This window comes from Rothia sp. HMSC062F03 (assembly GCF_001836905.1).
Lineage (GTDB): Bacteria > Actinomycetota > Actinomycetes > Actinomycetales > Micrococcaceae > Rothia > Rothia mucilaginosa_A.
Window position 1 is genome coordinate 36,484 of the sequence record NZ_KV830885.1, and the last position, 19,857, is coordinate 56,340.

General features: G+C 62.5%; 14 protein-coding genes. 9 read left to right on the forward strand and 5 right to left on the reverse strand.

Features of this window, described 5'->3' with window-relative positions:
- A partial coding sequence (locus tag HMPREF2674_RS05765) for a S8 family serine peptidase (RefSeq protein ID WP_371441256.1) occupies positions 1-3,675 on the reverse strand: 3,675 nt, incomplete at its 3' end.
- A 472-nt stretch (positions 3,676-4,147) separates the two neighbouring features.
- Here HMPREF2674_RS05765 and HMPREF2674_RS05770 point away from each other — a divergent pair.
- The 4 genes from HMPREF2674_RS05770 to HMPREF2674_RS05785 all read left to right on the forward strand — a co-directional run bounded on the left by HMPREF2674_RS05770 (position 4,148) and on the right by HMPREF2674_RS05785 (position 8,301).
- Entirely contained in the window at positions 4,148-4,858 is a 711-nt protein-coding gene (locus HMPREF2674_RS05770) for a hypothetical protein (protein ID WP_070825085.1), read from the forward strand.
- Between the two features lie 174 nt (positions 4,859-5,032).
- Positions 5,033-5,527 carry a DUF4870 domain-containing protein gene (locus tag HMPREF2674_RS05775; protein WP_070825086.1) on the forward strand — a complete coding sequence of 165 codons (495 nt, stop codon included), beginning with the start codon at positions 5,033-5,035 and terminating at the stop codon, positions 5,525-5,527.
- 251 nt (positions 5,528-5,778) lie between these two features.
- A complete protein-coding gene (locus HMPREF2674_RS05780; RefSeq protein ID WP_049361888.1) occupies positions 5,779-7,071 on the forward strand; it encodes an adenylosuccinate synthase in 1,293 nt (430 codons plus the stop codon).
- 204 nt (positions 7,072-7,275) lie between these two features.
- The gene (locus tag HMPREF2674_RS05785) at positions 7,276-8,301 is read left to right on the forward strand and encodes a magnesium and cobalt transport protein CorA (RefSeq protein ID WP_049333886.1); all 1,026 of its coding nucleotides are present in this window, start codon (positions 7,276-7,278) and stop codon (positions 8,299-8,301) included.
- Positions 8,302-8,367: 66 nt separating this feature from the next.
- Here HMPREF2674_RS05785 and HMPREF2674_RS05790 read toward each other — a convergent pair whose 3' ends face one another.
- From HMPREF2674_RS05790 to HMPREF2674_RS05800, 3 genes are all read right to left on the reverse strand, one after another.
- A complete protein-coding gene (locus HMPREF2674_RS05790; RefSeq protein WP_070825087.1) occupies positions 8,368-9,051 on the reverse strand; it encodes an integrase in 684 nt (227 codons plus the stop codon).
- 232 nt (positions 9,052-9,283) lie between these two features.
- On the reverse strand, positions 9,284-10,339 hold the full coding sequence (locus HMPREF2674_RS05795) for a FecCD family ABC transporter permease (RefSeq protein WP_070825088.1): 1,056 nt from the start codon (positions 10,337-10,339) through the stop codon (positions 9,284-9,286).
- 25 nt (positions 10,340-10,364) lie between these two features.
- On the reverse strand, positions 10,365-11,660 hold the full coding sequence (locus HMPREF2674_RS05800) for a FecCD family ABC transporter permease (protein WP_070825089.1): 1,296 nt from the start codon (positions 11,658-11,660) through the stop codon (positions 10,365-10,367).
- Between the two features lie 157 nt (positions 11,661-11,817).
- Here HMPREF2674_RS05800 and HMPREF2674_RS05805 point away from each other — a divergent pair, with 157 nt between their 5' ends.
- Both HMPREF2674_RS05805 and HMPREF2674_RS05810 read left to right on the forward strand, forming a co-directional pair.
- A complete protein-coding gene (locus HMPREF2674_RS05805; protein WP_070825153.1) occupies positions 11,818-12,837 on the forward strand; it encodes an ABC transporter substrate-binding protein in 1,020 nt (339 codons plus the stop codon).
- Between the two features lie 258 nt (positions 12,838-13,095).
- On the forward strand, positions 13,096-14,007 hold the full coding sequence (locus tag HMPREF2674_RS05810; RefSeq protein ID WP_070825090.1) for a YwqG family protein: 912 nt from the start codon (positions 13,096-13,098) through the stop codon (positions 14,005-14,007).
- 93 nt (positions 14,008-14,100) lie between these two features.
- On the opposite strand, the gene HMPREF2674_RS05815 is transcribed toward HMPREF2674_RS05810, so the two are convergent.
- Positions 14,101-15,702 (reverse strand): ATP-binding protein, encoded by a 1,602-nt coding sequence (locus HMPREF2674_RS05815; RefSeq protein ID WP_070825091.1) that lies wholly within the window; start codon positions 15,700-15,702, stop codon positions 14,101-14,103.
- 395 nt (positions 15,703-16,097) lie between these two features.
- Between HMPREF2674_RS05815 and HMPREF2674_RS05820 the strand changes: the two genes are divergently transcribed.
- The 3 genes from HMPREF2674_RS05820 to HMPREF2674_RS05830 all read left to right on the forward strand — a co-directional run bounded on the left by HMPREF2674_RS05820 (position 16,098) and on the right by HMPREF2674_RS05830 (position 19,671).
- Entirely contained in the window at positions 16,098-17,555 is a 1,458-nt protein-coding gene (locus HMPREF2674_RS05820; protein ID WP_070825092.1) for an O-acetylhomoserine aminocarboxypropyltransferase/cysteine synthase family protein, read from the forward strand.
- The gene (locus HMPREF2674_RS05825) at positions 17,555-18,061 is read left to right on the forward strand and encodes a CoA-binding protein (RefSeq protein ID WP_049343553.1); all 507 of its coding nucleotides are present in this window, start codon (positions 17,555-17,557) and stop codon (positions 18,059-18,061) included. The genes HMPREF2674_RS05820 and HMPREF2674_RS05825 overlap by 1 nt, the downstream gene beginning before the upstream one ends.
- Before the next feature lie 464 nt (positions 18,062-18,525).
- Complete coding sequence (locus HMPREF2674_RS05830) at positions 18,526-19,671, forward strand: trans-sulfuration enzyme family protein (protein ID WP_070825093.1); 1,146 nt, start codon at positions 18,526-18,528, stop codon at positions 19,669-19,671.
- Positions 19,672-19,857 lie beyond the last annotated feature (186 nt).

The following is a 19,857-nucleotide window of genomic DNA, read 5'->3' on the forward strand; positions in this document are numbered from 1 at the left end:
CGTGCCGTCCGACCAGCCGGTCGTGATGCCGCGGGCCTTCATCCACTCAATCTCCTTGTAGAAGGGGTGGGTGGTCGGCACATCCGAGAAGCTGGGCGTGCTCGGGGCGGTGAACTGCGGCGAGCCTGCCATGCGGTAGAAGAACGCCGCCATCGCGCCGCGCTCAACGGACTCCAGCGGGCGGTAGGTGCCGTCCGGGTAGCCGGTGGTGATGCGACGCTGAGCCAGCCACGAGATTTCGGTGTAGAACTGGTCACCGGACTTCACGTCGGTGAAGCGGGACGGGGTGATGTACTCGTCCTGCTGCTCCTTGACGTTCAGCACCTCGGCGCGGTCGCCGGTTGCACCGTTCACGCCCGAGAGGTCGCCGGTGCCGTTGTGCAGGTGCAGCAGCAGTGCCTTTGCGGGGGTGCCGGACTCGCCGAGCGCGGGGAGGGCGTCGGCGGAGCGGTGCGCCTCAAGGGAGCTACCGGGGGCGTCCGGGAAGAGGCCTGCCACGGAGGAGGAGTCGCCGCTGAACCACAGCTTGGGGCTGAAGGGGCGGTACTTGATCCAGCCGGTTTCGCTGACGTTGCCCCACTCGTACTGGGTGGTGGCGCTGACGCGGTACTGGATGTCCGGGTTGTTGGCGCTGGTCAGGCCCAGGTCCTTGAGGGGTGCACCCATCACGAGGGTGTTGGTGTCCATCATGTTGGTGTCCGTATCGCCCCAGGCGCCGTTGAGCGGGTAGTAGGCGAGCTCGACGAGGCTACCGTTCTTGTAGCCGTAGAGGCGAACCAGCGGGAAGTCCAGGCCCTTGGCGCGGTCGGTGACCAGCTTGTAGTCGGCGCGGTTGTTGCCGTCGGTATCAATCTCCACGGTGAAGGTGTTCTCATAGGAGACAACATCCCAGTTGGCCCAGGTGGAGATGCCGAAGCGCAGGGTACCGTCGTCGGCGTTACCGCCGGCGGCCTTCAGCGCGGGAGCATCCGAGGAAGCACCCACGTACTGCAGGTTCGCCTTGACGTTGCTGTTCAGCGACAGGGAGGTGGGGGCCACGCGGTCCACGCTCGCACCGTACTCGAAGGCGCCGAGCAGGGAGCGGTAGCCGCCCTGGTTGATCTCGGTGCCCTTGAGGGTGACGGGGGTCTTCTGCCAGCCGGTGTCTGCCTTCTGAGCCTCTTCGCTAGAGGGCTTCTGGGAGAAGGTCAGGGCGCGGTCGGCGGCGTGCATGGTGCTGACGGGCTTGGGGGCCACGTGGATGGGCACGCGCAGGTTCTGGCCGTTGTCCTCGGAGAGAACGAGTCGGCCGGAGGCGCTGGCGATGTACTGGCGGTACTGCGCCGGCACGGTTTCAACGCCGGTGTAGTAGTCGGTCGCGTTCTGGGTGACGTCTGCCGCGGGGTCGCGGGTCTTTTCCAGCTTGGACGGGTCGATGCGCACGCTCAGGGTGAAGTTCTTGGTTTCACCGGGTGCCAGCGTCACGGACTCGGGGAACGAGTATTCCACTCCGGGAATATTGGTGCTGGGGGCGTAGGACAGCGCGTAGGTGTGCGCGGCGGAATCGGTGTTCTCCACCGTCACCTCGCGGGTGAGAGTCTGAACGCCGGCATCCGGGGCGTACTCGAGCACGCCGAAGCTCACCGAGGTCGTGTTCGGGCTCTGGGCGTTGTAGGCCAGGGACTTCGACTGCACAGCCGCAAGGGTGTCCACGCGTCCGGCACCCACGCGGTCCACCGCGTAGACGTCACCGGATTCGGTGCGCACGTCGTGGGTTGCGGTGTTCATGAGGGCGGACTTGACCTGCGCGGGGGTGTAGGTCGGGTGGCTCTGAATGACCAGGGCCGCGGAGCCGGTCACGTAGGGGGCGGCCATGGAGGTGCCGCTGAAGGTCACGGAGCCGTTACCGGTCGCCACCGCCGCGGAGGTGATGTACGAGCCGGGTGCCGCAATGTCGGGCTTGGTGTAGCCATAGCTGCCGTGGAAACCGCGGGCACTCATGGGGTTCAGCTGATCCAGCTTATCGGTGTCCACGCGCAGGGAGGACTTCAGCTCGTTGCCGAGGCGCACGGTCAGGGGCTTACCTGCCGCTTCTGCTGCGGTGATCTGTGCACGCAGGTCCTTAGCGGCGGATGCTGCCAGGCGGAAACCGGGCAGGGTATCGTTACCCGCGATACCCAGGCCGGGTTCTTCGTCGTGACCGGCGAGTAGCACGCCCTTGGCGCCTGCGGCCTGCAGGTTGTCGAAGCGCACCTTGGAGCCGCAGGCGAGTTCACCGTCGGCCTCGGCCCAGTCGATGAGCACCCACTTGCCCTTTACAGCTGCCGCTTCGTCGGCGCTGAGGGCGTTGCAGGCGTAGCGGTTGTTCTCGGAGATTGCGGTGAGTTCACCGGTGAATTCCTTGCTACCTGCCTGTGCCCAGGGGTAGGAGACGCTGTAGTCGCCGCGTACCTTGCGGGTGGTGCCGGTGGCGGGGTCGGTCAGCTCTGCCGCATCGACGGCGCGGGTGGAGCCGTAGGCGTTAGCTACGGTGATTGCGCTGGCTGCGGTGGCGGGGTGACCGGAGTTGGAGTAGGTGTCGCCGCGCAGGCTGTAGTCGTTGGCGTTACCCGCGGAGATCACGGAGAGCACGCCGGCGCGGGTGAGCGCGTCAACGGCGTAGGCTTCGGGGTCATCCTGCGGGGAGAATTCGCCGCCGAGGGACATGTTGACCACGTTCACGCGGTCGGAGAAGTCGCCGTCACCGTTGGGGTCGAGGGCGCGGTCGAGCGCCTCGATAACGACGTTGGTGCTGCCGCTGCATCCGAAGACGCGGAAGGCGTAGATTTCAGCGTCGGGGGCGACGCCGGGGCCGATCTTCATGGTCTTGAGCTGCTCTGCGGTGAGCTTGCTGTAGTCGCCGGTGAAGGTGGTGCCGTCGGCGTTCACGCCGTAGCCTGCCGCGGTGCCCGCCACGTGGGTGCCGTGGCCGCCGGTGGTGCAGTCGAGCGGGTTGCCGTCGGGAACAGCGGTGTTGCTACCGTCGTAGTTGTCACCGACGAGGTCGTAGCCGCCAGCAACCTTGGTGCGGTTGATGAGCCCGGAGTCTGCGGAGGGCAGCTCGGTGAGCTTGGATGCCTTCTCATAGTCTTCGAGCTTGCCGCTACCGCCGAAGTCGGTGTGGGTGTAGTCGATGCCGGAGTCGATGACGGCGATCTTCACGCCCTTGCCGGTGTATCCGCCCGCGCCGGCGGGGTTGGTGGTGCCGGTCCAGGTGGCGAGGGAGCCTGCGTCGATGGCGGCGCCCGCGTTCTGGCGGTACTTGGGCAGAATCGGGGAGATCTTCTCTACGTCGGGGCGGCTGGCGAGTGCCCTAATGGACTCTGCGTCACCGCGCACTGCCACGCCGCGTACTGCGTTGTGGGTGGTGTAGAGGACCTGCGCGCCGGACTGGCTGCTGACCTGCTGTGCCTGGCTCTGCACCTGGGAGGCGATGGCCTGCACCTGCGAGCTGGTGTTGACGGGTGCCTGCGTGCCGGCGCGTACGCCTGCGGGCTGGGTCTGTTCAAAGGCGCCCTTACCCTTGAAGCGGACGAAGGCGGTCACGGTGCCGCTGGCGTTCTTCATGCTGTCGCTGATGACCTGCTGCTTGATTGCGTCGGGGTCTTCGGCGGCCTGGGCGGTGCCGCCGAGTGCGGCCAGGGGGCTCAGCGCCATGCTGAGGGTGAGTAGCCCGCTGCCGATTCGGCGTCGATGCGACCGGCCGCGGGGGTTGGGGGAGGCGGTGGTGGTCACGGTGCTCCTTTGCTTGGCTCCCGTGGTGTTTCTGGGAGGCGTTTGTGAATATGGTGCGGGTTGTCCCGCAGGTTATACCTGAGAATAAACCCTCAGATGTGAACCACAATACACCTTTAAGGGGTTGATAAGGGGATTTTGGGTTGTGCGCGCCACAAAATAGACTCTCATGACACATTGTGAACATTGAGAGTTCTGCCAGGTCCGTGTGGGATGGTGAAAGAAGAACCGTCGGTGTCGAAGGGAACCGGGGCCGGGCGGGGAGCCCGCCTCCGGCGTTCGCGTTCTGGATCCGATGGATCCGCGTAATATACGCGCACTAAAAAGTGTTCCACCTGTGCAAACACGTGGCAGGGATAGGATTAAGTTACGACCACCGCCGAAGGAGATTGCGATGACCGAGCACACTTCGCAGCAGCCTCGAAAAGAGCAAGAGTCCTACCAGCCCCTGTGGGACGACTCCTTGCCCGTTCCGAGCTACATGAACATCTCCCTGGGGAATGGCGAGGCCCCGGCCGAAGCTTCCTCGCAGCAAGCCTCGGAGAACACCGCATCACCGACCGCCGAGAGCGCGCCGGAGCGGGAGCCGGGAGTCTACTCTTACACCCCCACCCTCAAGGTGACGCCCACGCCAATCTTTGGCACGCCCGACTCCTCCCTCCAGCGGATGCACATTCAGGATATTCCGGGCACCCGCCCCGCCCCCGAGAGTGCCATGAAGGGCCCCGGCGCCGCCACCAACCAGCGGTTACCGGAAGGAACGGTCGGCTATATTCGCGAGGTGGATGCGCTGTACCCCGACGGCGCCCCCACCACCTGGGAAATAACCCGCGGCGCATGGCTCTTTTTCGCCATCGTAGTCTTCTGCAACCCGCTGATTGACGCTTTAATCATCTATCCCTTTGATAATCAGGCGGCCGTGTCACTCTCCTTTCTTGGGGTCATCCTGGCGATGAGCACCGCTGGTATTCCGGTGATTCTCTGGTTCGTCTTCTTGATTATGGCCATCAGCAAGGTGTGCAAGAAATACTCCGAGGTGAGGGAACAGCGCTGGAACGCCGAGGATGCCCCCGCGTTCTGGTACTACCCCGTGTATATCGGCTGACCCCGCAGACCGTGAACCCGGCGAGCCGTGAAGTTTTTATCCGCCATCCCACCGAGGTTAACGCTCTATTTACCTTGCGCTGATAGGGTGGAGGCATCATAAGGGCTCCGGGGGCACCGGATGGGCGCCCCTCCCCGCCGTATTCGCTCATTGATTAAAGAAAGAACGAAGACAATGTCGCAGTATCCCGACCAGTACAACCAACCTCAGCAGCCTCCCTATGGCCAGCAGGTGCCGAACTACCAGGCCGGTTACCAGCAGAACTATTACCCGCAGGGTTCCTACACTCTCGCCCCCTCCTCGGCGGACGATAAGAACATGGCGATTCTGGCCCACCTGGCCTCGGCCATTCTCTCGCTGCTGTCCTTCTCAACCCTGAGCGTGATTGCTCCGCTCGTGATGTGGTTCATCTACAAGGACAAGCCCGGCTACAACTTCACGAAGGAATCCGCCCGCCGCGCGTTCAACTTCAACTTCTCCCTGTGGGTCATTAGCGCCGCCTCCTGGCTGGCGATTGTGCTGACCTTCGGCATCCTCGGCCTCATCCTGTGGGTGGTGCCCGCGGTGGTGACCATCCTGATGGTCGTCTTCCACTCGCTGGCCGCCATGGCAGCTGCTCGCTGCGACCTGTACGAGTACCCGATGACCTTCATCAAGATCATTCGATAGCTCGTAGCGGGCATCCCGCCCGCACGTGCCACTCCCACGCGACGCCCCTGCCTCGAACACTCAGGCGGGGGCGTCGCGCTGTTTCCTGCACCGAGCCGATATTTAAGTCCCGGGCCGTGGGACTTAAAGGGAACGGCACGGTATCATGGGAAGAGGTGTGCCTATTCACTCCACATTCACTCTGCGGATGATGGGACGCCGCCGCGCCGTGAAATCCGGTGCGTCTCTTCGAAGCTTTCAAGGAGCACAAAATGTCAGCTGTCGTGATTGTGGGCGCCCAGTGGGGCGATGAGGGTAAGGGCAAGGCTACCGACCTGCTCGGCCCCCGCGTAGACTACGTGGTCAAGCCCAACGGCGGTAACAACGCCGGTCACACCGTGGTGGTGAACGGCCAGAAGTTTGAGCTGAAGCTGCTGCCCGCCGGTATTCTGAGCGACAACGCCGTCCCCGTGATTGGTAACGGCGTGGTCGTGAACCCCGAGGCTCTCTTCGCAGAGATCGAAGGCCTCGAGGCCCGCGGCGCTGACACCTCCCGCCTGAAGATTTCCGCTAACGCGCACCTGGTCGCACCCTACCATCAGACCATGGACAAGGTGACCGAGCGCTTCCTCGGCAAGCGCGCCATCGGCACCACCGGCCGCGGTATCGGCCCCGCCTACATGGACAAGGTTGGCCGCCTCGGCGTGCGCGTGCAGGACATCCTCGACGAATCCATCCTGCGCCAGAAGGTTGAGGGCGCGCTGCGCCAGAAGAACCAGCTGCTGGTGAAGGTCTACAACCGCCGCCATGTTGAGGTTGAGGAAATCGTCGAGTATTTCATGTCCTACGCTGAGCGCCTCAAGCCCATGATTGTGGACACCACCCAGCTGCTGAACAAGGCGCTGGACGAGGGTAAGACCCTGCTGATGGAGGGCGGCCAGGCCACCTTCCTGGACGTGGACCACGGCACCTACCCGTTCGTGACCTCCTCGAACCCGACCGCCGGCGGCGCCTGCGTGGGTTCGGGTGTGGGCCCGACCCGCATCACCCGCGTAATCGGTATCCAGAAGGCGTACACCACCCGCGTGGGTGCCGGCCCCTTCCCGACTGAGCTGTTCGATGAGATGGGCGACTACCTGCGCACCACCGGCGGCGAGTTCGGTGTGAACACCGGCCGCCCCCGCCGCTGCGGCTGGTACGATTCCGTGCTGGCACGCCAGGCCGTGCGCATCAACGGTTTCACCGACCTGTTCATCACCAAGCTGGATGTGCTGACCGGCCTGGAGAAGATTCCGGTCTGCGTGGCCTACGATGTGGACGGCGTGCGTCACGACGAGATGCCGATGACCCAGACCGATTTCCACCACGCCAAGCCGATTTACGAGTACTACGACGGCTGGACCGAGAACATTTCGGATGCGAAGAGCCTGGATGAGCTGCCCGAGAACGCCCGCAAGTACGTGCTGAAGCTGGAGGAGCTCTCTGGCTGCCGTATTTCCGCGATTGGTGTGGGCCCGGACCGCGACCAGACCATTGTGGTTCGCGACCTCATCAACGAAGACTAAGCTCAAAAGCTCAATACGCGAAAGCCCCCGGAGGCTACCTTATAGGTGTCTTCCGGGGGCTTTCCCATACTATCGACAGGAGCGTGATCGGAGACTTATCACATGGCGGGTGGGAGGCGCCTGCGGGTGACTGCGGAGAGGTGCATCCCGTATGCTGGGTAAGGGCCACAAAAGTGGTGCTAGTGCGTTCAGAGGAGAAAAACGATGTCCTATATCACCGGAGCTATCTACCCGAGCTCGGACCGCCCTCAGCTGGGTGCCACCGAGGAAGAAACCCTCCGCGCCTACGCGGACAAGAACACCGCCGTAGCCCTCGGATACGCCAACCCCGACATCCACGAACTACACGCCCTGCAAAAAACCTTCAACCTGCACGAACTCGCCATCGAAGACGCCACCCGCGGCCACCAGCGCGCCAAGCTCGAACGCTACGGAGACTCCCTCTTCGCGGTCATCCGCCCCGCCATCTACCTCGACAAAGAAGAAGAAGTGCGTCTTAGCGAACTGCACCTCTTCACTGGCCCCCGCTACACCCTCGCACTCGTTCGCGACGAACAGCGCATCAACGACAAGTTCAACCTGCTCTACGCCACCCCCGATGCATCCCCCGCCCGACTGCTGCACCGCATCCTCGACAGCACTGTCGACAGGTACGCCCCCGTGCTCGAGGGACTCGAGAACGACAACGACGAGATTGAAGACATCCTCTTCTCCACCAACGAGCGGCGAGACGCCAACTCCCTCGCCCAGCGCATCTACGAGCTGCTCAACCAGGTCATCGACTTTCAGCGAGCCTGCCGACCCCTCGAACCGATGATGGGTCGCATCATTGAAGGCCTACGCACCGGCGCGCTCGACCCGTCCCCCTACCCGGGCGCGAGCCAGGGCGAGGTTGAAGACGAGGCCGTGGAGCTGGCCCGCCAGTTCCGCAACGTGCTCGACCACGTAACCCAAACAAAAGAACGCCTCGAAGACCTTCGCAGCTCCCTCGAAAACGCCCTGCGCGTGCACGACACCCTGCTCGGCCAGCAACAGAACGACGACACCAAACGAATCTCCGCCTACGCGGCACTCCTCATGGTGCCCACTATCGTTGGCTCGGTGTACGGTATGAACTTTGAGGTTATGCCCGAGCTCAAGTGGGAGTTCGGCTACCCCGCAGCCCTGCTGCTGATGCTGGTCTCCTGTCTGCTCCTCTACTGGTTCTTCAAGAAGAATAAGTGGCTCTAACAGTCCACAAAACGCCACTGGCTAGGCCTTTGAACGCGTATGCCGAGTAGGGCATACACACATGCCTTACGCGGCGCGGTCGTACTGGGTGCGCATCGCGCGGCGGCAATCGCGGCGCTCACGCTTGAACTTCGTGCACACAGCCTTCGGGTCGTCGAACATGGAGAAGTCCTTCGGCTCAGCCGCCAGACCCAAGGTCGACAGCTCAACCATCGAAAGCATCGCGTAGAACGTCTTGCGGCGCAGCTCAAAATTGCAGGCACCCGGAGCGGATTCCACCGCGAATACCGCATCGGTGCACTCCAGAGAACGCATGGCCCAGTGCTTGACCCACAGGTCACCATTGACCGGGCTCACGCCCAGGCGGGTCAGCGCCAGCCCGGTACCCTGCACGCGCTCAAAACGCAGGCACATCTCCAGGTCCTTCTCCAGGGGGAACACGAACAGCAGAGCGTTCTGCGCTGCCGCACGAAGCTCGCGCAGGTTCGCCTCGTAACCGGAAGCACCCTGAGTCAGCTGACGCATCACGCGGCCCATAGTGGAAGATACCGGCGCGGTACGGAAGCACGAACCTTCGGCAACCAGCTGTTCCAGAACGGTGCGGAACTCCTCCACCTCGAAGCGTTCCATACGCACCACGGTGCCGCACTGCATCAGCCAGTTGAACTCTTCATCACGACGAAGCTGCTCATCGGCAGTGCAAGAAATCTGCGCCTGTGCGTACTGGCCCTCGCGAGTGGTGTTTTCCATGACCGTTCCTTCCGTAGATGCTGAATTAATCCGCTGGCAACACCGCGGGAGGCGGTGTGCTCGGCCGGAAGGATCGTCCCTTCCAACACCTACACTCTATGAGCGACCCCTGACACGATAAGCGTTCTTTGTTTTACCCCCGGGTAAATCTAGAAAATATTTAACGCGCCGCCGGGCACCTCGCTGAGAGGCACCCGGCGGCGCGTTACAGGTTCGTGGTTTGCGGCGAAGGCTAGTGGCGCTGACGGTTCAGCAACCACAGCATATACAGGCCACCAATCGCACCCGTCACCAGGCCCACTGGAATCTGGAAGGGCGCCAGCGCGCGGGCCGCCACAAAATCGGCCAGCACCAGGATTGCCGCACCCATCAGGGCCGAATGCCACATGGCCGTGCCCGGCGTGCGCCAGAAGCGGCGCGCCAGCTGCGGGGCAATCAGCGCCAGGAAGCCAATCGGGCCCGCGACGGAAATCGCAATAGCCACCAGCAACACGGCGGCGGCCACCAGCAGGTTCACGCTCCTCCTGACCGGCAGGCCCAGACCCGCCGCCAGGTCGTCGCCGAGCTCCAGGGTGCGCAGGCGGCGCGTCAGCATCAAAATCAGGGGAATCGCAATCACCAGGATGACGGACTGCACCTCCATCTGCCCCCACGAGATGGCATTGAGCGAACCGTGCTGCCAGGTCTTCGCGGCTTCGGCCTTCTCCAGGTCGCCGCGCGTAATCAGGTAGTCGTTCACGGAGCTGAGCATCGCGCTCACCGCGATACCGATGAGCACCATCTTCTGACCCATCGTGGCGCCGCCGCCCAGGCCGGCCAATAGCATCACCACGGCCGCCGTCACGAAACCACCCAGGATGGCGCCCATGCCCATGCCCACGCCGGTTGCGGCCAACGGGCCGATGAGCACCACCGACAGGGCGCCGGTCGCGGAGCCCACCGTGAAGCCGATAATATCCGGCGAACCCAGAGCATTGCGCGACACCGACTGGAAAATCGCGCCCGACAGGCCCAGGGCCGCACCCACGACAAGGGCCGCGAGCATGCGGGGCAGTCGCTGATTGAGCACCAGCTGACGTTCAATCTCGGTTCCCTCGCCCTGGAATATCAGGCGGAAGACCTGCTCGGGGGTCATCTCGTAGCTCCCATAGATCAGGGATGCGGTGGCCACCACCAGAATGAGTGCCACCACCAGCAGGGTGCGGGGAATCGGGGTGCGGTAACGCCCAGGGATACGCACAGACCCGGCAACAACAGACCCGGCTACAGAACGAGACACAACGCTCACAATAAAACCTCTCAGAAACCGGGGCCTACAAACCAGATACGCCAGTCGAACCAGACGAACCACGCGCAACAGGGCGCTGAGCACGATGCGGACCGTGCTCCGACACGTGAGCCGGACCCGACTCATCGTGCGCCTGCGCCTTCGAACCCATGCGGCTCTTCTTCGCGCCCCTCGAACCGGTGCTCAGATGCATCACCAGGAGCATGAGCATGGGTGCGCCGATGAACGCGGTCACAATACCCACCTCAAGCTCACTCGGCATCACCAGAACGCGACCCAAAATATCGGAGGCAAGCACCAACACCGGGCCGTACACCAGCGACAGCGGCAGCACACGCGCAATATCGGAACCCACCAGCAGACGCACCACATGCGGCACGACCAGACCCACGAAGCCGATGGGGCCGGCGATTGCGGTCGAGGCACCGCAGAGCGCCATGATGGCCACGATGGTCGCGGCGCGCACCAGTGTGACGGGCACGCCCAGGCCGGCGGCCGCATCCTCACCGAGTGCCAGGGCACGCAGAGGACCAATTAGAATGAACGACAGCACCAAACCCAACGCAACAAAGGGTAGCGCAGACAGCACCTGCTCAAAGGTGCGGTTCTCCAGCGAACCCACCACCCAGAAACGGTGCGAATCAAAAGCCTTCGAATTAAACATCGTGATAATGCCGGTAATCGTGCCCAGGCAGGCGTTGACCGCCACGCCGGTCAGCACGAGACGGGCCGTCGAGTCCAGGTTGGGTTTGGAGTCGACCAGGCCCATCATGAAGACGAGGGTTGCGGCCACGCCGGAACCCAGCAAGGCCAGCCACAGCTGCACGAATGGGGAGGACACTCCGAAGACACCCACGCCCACGACCACGGAGGCGGCCGCACCCGAGTTCACGCCCAGCAGGCCCGGCTCGGCCAGCGGGTTGCGGCTCAGCGCCTGCATGAGCACGCCCGATACCGCCAGGGCCGCACCCACCAGCAGCGCCGCGGCGGTGCGCGGTGCGCGTTTGGCCCAGATGAGCTTGGACTCGATGGTGTTCGCGTCCGGGTTCAGGAAGCCATCGACGGACCTATCCAGAGCGAACATGTGCGAACCCACCGCGAAGGAGAGAGCGCAGAGGAACACGAGCAGCAGGCATCCGAGGATGAGCGCGATGGTGACGCGCGAGATAGACGGCCCCTTACCGTTCTTGCCGCCGAGCTGGTCGGAGGAGCCGGAGAGCGCCCGAACCGCCGCGATGGATTCCTTGCTGGGGGCGGCGCGGTAGGCCGTGGTGCGCGCGGGGGCGCTTGCCGGGGTGGCTGCGGTGTTCTGTGGTGTCATCGTGGCTGCTTGTGGGTTGTCGTGCGGTTACCGTACAGGAGGTGAGGGTGAATTATTACGATGTTCAGGCAGTCCTAAACGTGAGATATGCAATAAAATCTGAGCCCTTTAGTATCCTACAGGTTTAGATGAGGCTATCCTAATATGCATGGCAAATATGACAAATAAGATCACCCGCCGCTCCTTCGGCGCACTCGCACTCGGCTCCTTCGGCGCCCTCGCCCTGGCGGCATGCGGCTCCTCCAACACTTCCGGCTCTTCCTCCGCGTCTGCTTCTGCGACCGGTAAGAAGGTGGCACCCTCCGCCCTGCCCTCCGGCATGGGTACCACCACCGTTGACGGCGAATTCCCCCGCACCGTCAAGCACTTCCGCGGTGAAACCACCATCAAATCCGCACCCTCCAAGGTCGTGATTCTCTCCACCGGTCAGCTCGACGGCGTGCTCTCCCTGGGCATTGTGCCCGTCGGCGCCGCAACCGCAGGCGACGCCGACCTGGTCCCCTCCTACCTGAAGACCAAGTTCTCCGATAAGTCCGCAGAGCTCGACAAGATTGCCAAGGTCGGCAAGCGCACCGACCCGGACGTTGAGGCCATCGCAAACCTCAAGCCCGACCTGATCCTCATCAACAACACCAACAAGAAGGACGAGCTGTACGAGTCCCTCGCCAAGATTGCACCGACCGTGGTCACCGAGGGTACCGGCATCAACTGGAAGCAGGACTTCCTGCTGATCGCCGCCGCGCTGGGCACCACCGAGAAGGCTGAGAAGCTCATGGAGGAGTACAACACCAAGGCGAAGTCGGTCGGTCAGAAGGCTGGCAGCGAGAAGACCTTCTCCTTCCTGTACGCTTCCGCTGACCGCACCCGCATCTTCGCGAAGTCCTCGTTCGTGGGCTCCATCTGCGCGGATGCGTCCCTGGCACGTCCCGCAGCTGCGCAGGTTGAGAAGACCTCCATCGACCTGAGCTCCGAGCAGCTTGACCAGGCTGACGGCGACTACCTGTTCTACGGTGTGCAGGGCGGCGACGAGTCCAAGCTGACCGGTGAGGCGCTGTGGAGCACCCTCAAGGCTGTTACCGAGAAGCACGCGCACAGCGTGGATTCTGACATGTTCTTCCTGAACGCTGGCCCGGCTGCCGCGCTTGGTGTTCTGGAGACCATCGAGAAGGCACTCTAAAGGTTCTAGCCTCTCGTAGAGATTCGCCGGGAAGCCCCGCATTCTTACCTCTCATGCCTGCGCATGAGGGTGAGGAGGCGGGGCTTTCTGCACGCTACGCACCTGCTTCTTGCCTGCCGGATGCACTCGTGACCGGAATTGGTGCGCGCCCGCCCGAAATAGGGTCTAATGGGGGTAGAAGGCGCAGCGGTACCGTTGCCCGTGCCTGACACACCGAACCTTACACACCGATTAATTCACCGACGAAACGAGCACACAATGCCGAAGAACAAGCCCTCCGAAGAGACCCTGGTGCAGGCACGCCGCGTCATCGACGCACTCAACGAGCGTGGCGCCCGCAAGCAGGCAATCCGCCTGAAGGTAACCCTCCCCGACGCCCCGCTGCCGCAGACCGCATCCAAGTTTGGTGGCCGACCGTACCTGCCCGCTGGCGAGTCTGCGCCGACCAATGAGAAGGGTGAGCCGCTGGGCATGATTGCGCAGATTAACTGCGCTGAGCTGCCCGAGAATGACATTTACCCGGCGACCGGTATGTTGCAGTTCTGGATTAACCCGAATGACGAAGAGTGCATGTGGGGTTACGACTACGAGAACCCGCTCTCGCAGAAGAACCACCGCGTCGTCTACTACGAGAAGCTGGGTGAGCCGAACCCGGATGTGCAGTTCCCGGTTCCCTTCCCGACCATCGACTGGGGTGATTACGGCTGGCCTCTGGGACCTGAGGGCATGGATGTTTCTGAGGCAACCACCGAGTACGCACTTGCCTTCGAACCCTGGGAGCAGGGCTTCCTGGATGGTGGCTACGAAATCTACGACCGGTTCGCTGACGCCTGGGATGAGATGTACCCGGACCAGAAGCTTCCCGAGGAACCGAACGCACGCGATGACGCCTCCTATAACCTGCTGGAGCCCTTCGAATCGGAGGAGAGGGACTACTCGCATATTGGTGGCTACCCCTCGTTCGTGCAGGAGGACCCACGCGACGAGTTCGAGGAGTTGCGCGGCCACACCGTGAACCTGCTGACCATTGAATCGGAGTGGGGCGAGGACGCCGAGGAGGGCGTGTACGTGATGTGGGGTGACGCCGGTGCGGCGAACTGGCTGATTACTCCGGAGGCGCTTGCCGCCCGCGACTTCTCGCAGGTCGTCTTTGAATGGGCTTGCGGCTAAGTAAGGTCTTGGCTGAGTAGCCGCAGGGGAGGGAAATAGAGAATAACCGCTCTATTTTCCTCCCCCTTTCTGTGTACCTTTTATCGGGCGCGTCTAAGCAGCGCGATACTTACGGTTCTTACTACGCGGCGGAGCCGTAGGAACAATCAGCTTCGCCTCCACAAGATGGCGCAGATCATTCGTAATGGAGGTACGTGAAGCGCCCCGACCCCAATGCTCTTGGATATATGTCGTGGAAACAGCCTCGCCCTGTGCACGCAGGCCGCGCACAATACCAGCCTGGCGTTCGCTGAGGCCGTCAAGCAACGCATCGGCGCCCGCCGGTTCGACGGCGTCGGCTGAATGTTTGCCCGCGGCATGGGTTGCTTGCTGAGTCTTATCCTCAGGCGCGGTCTTCTGTTCCGTAGAAGACGCACCCTGCGGGGGCTGCATCAGAGTGACCTGCACATAGAGTAGACGGTCAGCAAACTGGGGAGCGGGCAGACCCGCCTCCTTCAGCGCGCGCAGAACCGTGGGAATACCGGAAGCCCTATTCTCTGCAATCAAACGCCCCGTACCCGGGTCGGGCAGATCAGTCAGAATGCTTGCCAAGTAGCTGTTGCGGGTTGAAGAAACACCGGGCTGACCGAAATCTCGGATAGTCACAGCACCGTAGATACCGCCCGGGCTACGCACCACCAGGCGGTTGGTGTAGAGCTCAACCTGCACCTGCGAGCCGCGCGCACCCGGCGAGTAGTCGCGGTGCATGAGGGCGTTAACCAAGAGCTCGCGGATAGCCTCCAGCGGATACTCGTAGCGCTCAACCCGCCCGATACCGCTACTGTTGAGGCCCTCCATCGTGGACGTTTTGCGCATATTGCGAACCAAAACGCCCATAGCTTCGTCCAACATGGAGGGGATAGGCCCGGTACAGCTGTGATTGTCCAGAAAACGTCGACCGTCCTCAGTGACCTCACCAAGCTCTTCACCGGGAAGAACAACAACGCTCATCATCAGCTGCGGGAAGAACGCCTGCGGGTAGGATCCCATGGCGAGAAGCGCCCCAAGAGTGGGCACTTCTCGGCCCTCAGAATCGATGCGTAGAATGCGTGCCTGCAGAAGAACCTCACGGTCAGAAAGCGCCGCAAAAACGCGAGGTTGCTCCTCCCGGAGGCGAGCGACATAGGCACTCACAAGGGTGGGAGAGAGGTCCTTGAAGCTTGCCTCGCTGACCAGCTCCTCGTCGTAGCGGGGCTGACTGCGGTTCTCTAGGAGGCGGTCAATCTCGTACTTGGTGAGGCGAATATCGGCCTCGCCGACGCGCTGGTAGGAGCCGTTATACATGCCGTGTGCTTCGATGTAGTAGGGCTTCTGCGTCGGGTCGCCGGGGAGCACATCGATGCGCACGATACGGTGCTGCTCGTCTGCCGCCTCAATCTGAATATCTACCGGGGGTCGAGGTGTGATCTTGGAACGGATTGCCTCAACGGATGCGTCGTGGACTGCCTGTGCGTTGAAACCTTCAACTGGCTGTAGACCTTCAGCCGGGTCGGTGAGGCCAAGAAGAATGGTGCCACCGTCTCCATTGGCGAAGGCACTAACGGTTTCAAGAACGGACTTGGGGAACCCGCCAGCTGCAGCTTTGACTTCTACTCGCCCGTTTTCAGCCTGGCTACGGCGTAGGTTTTCGATGAGTTCGGCGGTGTTTGTTTCCATGCATGCTCCCGATGGCTACTTCTTGGTGAACGTCATAGCAACGTCATAACAGCATCATAACAAGTTCTGCGATGATGTTGTTATGATCCTGCGATGATGTTGCTATGATGCGGTATTCTCACCACTTTTAGAATCTTAAAAACACCGGAATTGCAGGCTAAAACCGGGTGTTTCCATCGGTCTCATTGACCGCGCATCATAACAACCGTCATAACAACTTCTGTTATGACGGCTGATATGATGCCCCGCCTCACCGAAAACAGCCCGTCATAATCCGCAACAAACGACACATAGGTACCCGCACTTGGTGCACCCCCGCGCCGGTGGCACAGTATAAAGTCGAGCCACTATCGACTCCCCGCACACAGGCGGGCAGATACACCAGGAGCAAACCAATGGCTGAACACACTTTCGGCTTCCGCACCCGCGCACTGCACGCGGGCGGCACCCCCGACGCCGAGCACGGATCCCGCGCGGTCCCCATCTACCAGACCACCTCCTTCGTCTTCAAAGACGCTGACGACGCCGCGAACCTCTTCTCCCTGCAGAAGTACGGCAACATCTACTCGCGCCTGTCGAACCCCACTGTCGCCGCCCTGGAGGAGCGCATCGCCTCCCTCGAAGGCGGTATCGGCGCGGTGGCCACCGCCTCCGGCATGGCCGCCGAGTTCATCACCTTCGCGGCTCTGTGCCAGCAGGGCGACCACATCGTCGCCTCCTCGCAGCTGTACGGCGGCACCGTCACCCAGCTGGACGTGTCCCTGCGCCGCTTCGGCATCAACACCACCTTCGTGGCCGGCACCGACCCCGCCGACTACAAGGCGGCACTGACCGAGAACACCAAGGCAATCTACACCGAGGTTGTCGCCAACCCCTCCGGCGAGGTTGCCGACCTGGAGGGCCTCGCAGAGGTCGCCCACGAGGCCGGCATCCCCCTGGTCGTGGACGCCACCATCTCCACCCCCTACCTGATTCGCCCCCTCGAGCACGGCGCGGACATCGTTATCCACTCGGTCACCAAGTTCCTGGGTGGCCACGGCACCACCCTCGGCGGCATTGTCGTCGAGTCCGGCCGCTTCAACTGGGGCAACGGCAACTTCCCGTCCATGACCGAGCCCGTGCCCTCCTACAACGGCGTGTCCTGGTGGGGTAACTTCGGCGAGTACGGCTTCCTCACCAAGCTGCGTTCCGAGCAGCTGCGTGACTTCGGCCCGTCGCTGAGCCCGCAGGCCGCGTTCTACCTGCTTCAGGGCGTCGAGACCCTGCCGCAGCGCATGGACGCTCACCTGGCTAACGCCAAGCAGATCGTCAACTGGCTGGTTGAGGATGAGCGCATCGCCTACGTGAACTATGCCGGCCTGGAAGACCACCCGCACCACGAGCGCGCGAAGAAGCTGCTGCCGCTGGGTGTTGGTTCCGTGTTCTCCTTCGGTGTGAAGGGCACCGAGAAGGCCTCGGGTCGCCTGGTCGGTGGCGAGTTCATCGGTGCGCTGCAGCTGGCAAGCCACCTGGCGAACATCGGTGACTCCCGCACCCTGGTTCTGCACCCGGGTTCGACCACGCACCAGCAGCTTTCGAGCGAGCAGCTTGAGGCCGCCGGGGTGGGCGAGGATCTGATCCGCATTTCGGTGGGTCTGGAAGACGTGGAAGACATCATCTGGGACCTGGATCAGGCGCTGACCTACGCGACCGGCCTGAACCACGCCGGTGAGCGTGTGGGCGAGTCCAGCGCAGACAAGCTCGTGGAGGCCGAGGAGGCGGTTGCCGCCGCCAAGGCCGCCGAGGACGCTGCCGCCGCTGAAGCTGCTGGCGCATCCTGCTCCCTGCCTACTACCACTCAGGAGGAGAAGTAATGACTGAGAAGCGTACCTGGGTGGGTCCTTCCGCCCCTGAGCGTCTGAACATTCTGCGTAATACCCGCACCATCGCGATCGTGGGTATGAGCGATAAGATTTCGCGCGCCTCCTACTTCGTGGCGACATACCTGCAGTCGGCTTCGCCGTACAAGCTGTACTTCGTGAACCCGATTCTGGCGGCGAAGGGCAAGCTCGTGCTGGGTCAGCCGGTGTACCCATCGCTGCAGGACCTGCCGGAGGTCCCGGATCTAGTGGAGATTTTCCGCCGTAACGAGGACCTGCCGGGCGTGGTTCAGGAGGCCGTGGATCTGGGCGCAAAGACCGTCTGGATGCAGCTGGGCTCCTGGAACGAGGAGGCCGCCGCAATCGGTGAGGCCGCTGGCCTGAACGTGGTGATGGATAAGTGCGTGAAGATTGAGCACGCACGTTTCCACGGAGGCCTGCACCTGGCCGGTTTCAACACGGGCGTGATTTCTGCGAAGCGTCAGGTGCTGTCGAAGTAGTCTGCGCTGTTGAGCCGCGGATACCGTAGCGTGTAATTACAAAAATCAGGCGCTTGCAAGCGTTTGAATGGAGAGGGGCGTACCCGGGGTGATTCCCGGGTGCGCCCCTCTTATGTGTCCGATGTGTCGGGGGGGGGGGCTCCTCTGCAAGCGGTATCGCCCCTTGTGGAGGAGCAGTTCAGCTTTAAGGTAAACCTACCCTTATGTTCTGGGGTGCTGAGCCGGTATCCTAGTGTGGAGCCCGGCGGCCGGTACTCAGCACACACGTGTACCGACTGCCGGGTCTTTTCACGCGCGAAATATGACGAAATATATGTCTAAAATGTCGAAATATAACGCCGTTTTTTAGTCATAAAAAGTCACCCGGTCATAGAAAAGAAAAAACTAGTCAGCACCCCAAAAGAGCCCTAAGCTGACAGTGTATTTATCCCTGCATTTTATGCCCAACCTTAGCCGAGGACAGCATGACCGGATTCACGACGAAGGCAATTCACACTACGGACCGCGACAACCCGTACGGCTCCATCCTGCCTCCGATCTACACGACCACCACCTACGCCCAGCCCTGTGACGGCACCGAAGGCCCCTACGACTACCAGCGCGGCGGCAACCCCACCCGCGCGGCCCTCGAAACCACGCTCGCAACCCTCGAAGGCGCCAAGCACGCCTTCGCCTACCCCTCCGGAATGGGCGCCACCGCTGCCGCCCTCGGCATCCTCAAGGAAGGCGAAACCCTGCTGCTGGGCATGCCCTCCTACGGTGGCACCTACCGCTTCGCGACCATCGAACTGCCCGCCCGCGGCGTCAAGACCCGCTTCATCGGCGACTTCACGGCCCTCACCGACGAGGACTTCGCCGACAACGTGACCATGGTGTTCCTGGAGAGCCCCTCCAACCCGCTACTGCGCGTGAGCGACATCGCCGCCATCGCCGAAATTGCCCACCGCAACGGCGCAATCGTGGTCGTCGACAACACCTTCATGACCCCGCTGCTGCAGAAGCCCCTCGACCTGGGCGCAGACATCAGCGTGCAGTCCGCCACCAAGTACTTGGGCGGCCATGCCGACCTGCTCGGAGGCGTCGCCGCAACCAACGATGACGCGCTCGCCGAGCGCCTCTGGCACCTGCAGATGATTACCGGTGCAATGCTTTCGCCCACCGACTCCTACCGCCTGCTGCAGGAGGTCAAGACCCTCAAGCTGCGCCTGACCCAGCAGCAGAAGAACACCATCGAGGTCATCAACTACCTGGAGGCGCACCCCGCCGTGAAGCGCGTGCTCTACGCGGGTTCGCACAGCGAGTACGAGGCGCAGGTGCACGCCCGCCAAGCGAACGGCCTGGGCGCGCTCATCTCCATGGAGCTGGTGGGCGGCGCCGATCTGCCCGCCTTCCTCGAAGCCCTGAAGATTTTCAGCCACGCGGTGAGCCTGGGCGGCATCGAGTCGCTGGTGGTCCGCCCCGCGCTCATGGTGCAGGCCGCCTACACTCAGGCGCACCGCGACGAGTACGGCGTGAGCGACAACCTCATCCGCCTGGCCATCGGCATCGAGGAGATTGAGGACATCATCGAGGATTTGGAGCGCGGCCTGACCGCGGCCCTGGCTCATTAGGCGTAGTTCCTGAGTATCAGATACCGCGCGCCCGTATGGCGCGATTCTAGGCGCCCCAAATATACGTCGTAATATCACTCAAAATACCCGGATTAATGCATTTCTTTCACCGTAAAAGAATGTTTTAATGCGGGTATTTTGTGCGCCCTCAACGCATTTTTATATGACGTTGCGTGAACATATTAA

What these genes read in the sequence shown, in the direction of transcription:
- HMPREF2674_RS05770 (WP_070825085.1), top strand. Translation starts at nt 4,148, where the DNA reads ATGACCGAGCACACTTCGCAGCAGCCTCGAAAAGAGCAAGAGTCCTAC.
- HMPREF2674_RS05775 (WP_070825086.1), top strand. Translation starts at nt 5,033, where the DNA reads ATGTCGCAGTATCCCGACCAGTACAACCAACCTCAGCAGCCTCCCTAT.
- HMPREF2674_RS05780 (WP_049361888.1), top strand. Translation starts at nt 5,779, where the DNA reads ATGTCAGCTGTCGTGATTGTGGGCGCCCAGTGGGGCGATGAGGGTAAG.
- HMPREF2674_RS05785 (WP_049333886.1), top strand. Translation starts at nt 7,276, where the DNA reads ATGTCCTATATCACCGGAGCTATCTACCCGAGCTCGGACCGCCCTCAG.
- HMPREF2674_RS05790 (WP_070825087.1), bottom strand. Translation starts at nt 9,051, where the DNA reads ATGGAAAACACCACTCGCGAGGGCCAGTACGCACAGGCGCAGATTTCT.
- HMPREF2674_RS05800 (WP_070825089.1), bottom strand. Translation starts at nt 11,660, where the DNA reads ATGACACCACAGAACACCGCAGCCACCCCGGCAAGCGCCCCCGCGCGC.
- HMPREF2674_RS05805 (WP_070825153.1), top strand. Translation starts at nt 11,818, where the DNA reads ATGACAAATAAGATCACCCGCCGCTCCTTCGGCGCACTCGCACTCGGC.
- HMPREF2674_RS05810 (WP_070825090.1), top strand. Translation starts at nt 13,096, where the DNA reads ATGCCGAAGAACAAGCCCTCCGAAGAGACCCTGGTGCAGGCACGCCGC.
- HMPREF2674_RS05815 (WP_070825091.1), bottom strand. Translation starts at nt 15,702, where the DNA reads ATGGAAACAAACACCGCCGAACTCATCGAAAACCTACGCCGTAGCCAG.
- HMPREF2674_RS05820 (WP_070825092.1), top strand. Translation starts at nt 16,098, where the DNA reads ATGGCTGAACACACTTTCGGCTTCCGCACCCGCGCACTGCACGCGGGC.
- HMPREF2674_RS05825 (WP_049343553.1), top strand. Translation starts at nt 17,555, where the DNA reads ATGACTGAGAAGCGTACCTGGGTGGGTCCTTCCGCCCCTGAGCGTCTG.
- HMPREF2674_RS05830 (WP_070825093.1), top strand. Translation starts at nt 18,526, where the DNA reads ATGACCGGATTCACGACGAAGGCAATTCACACTACGGACCGCGACAAC.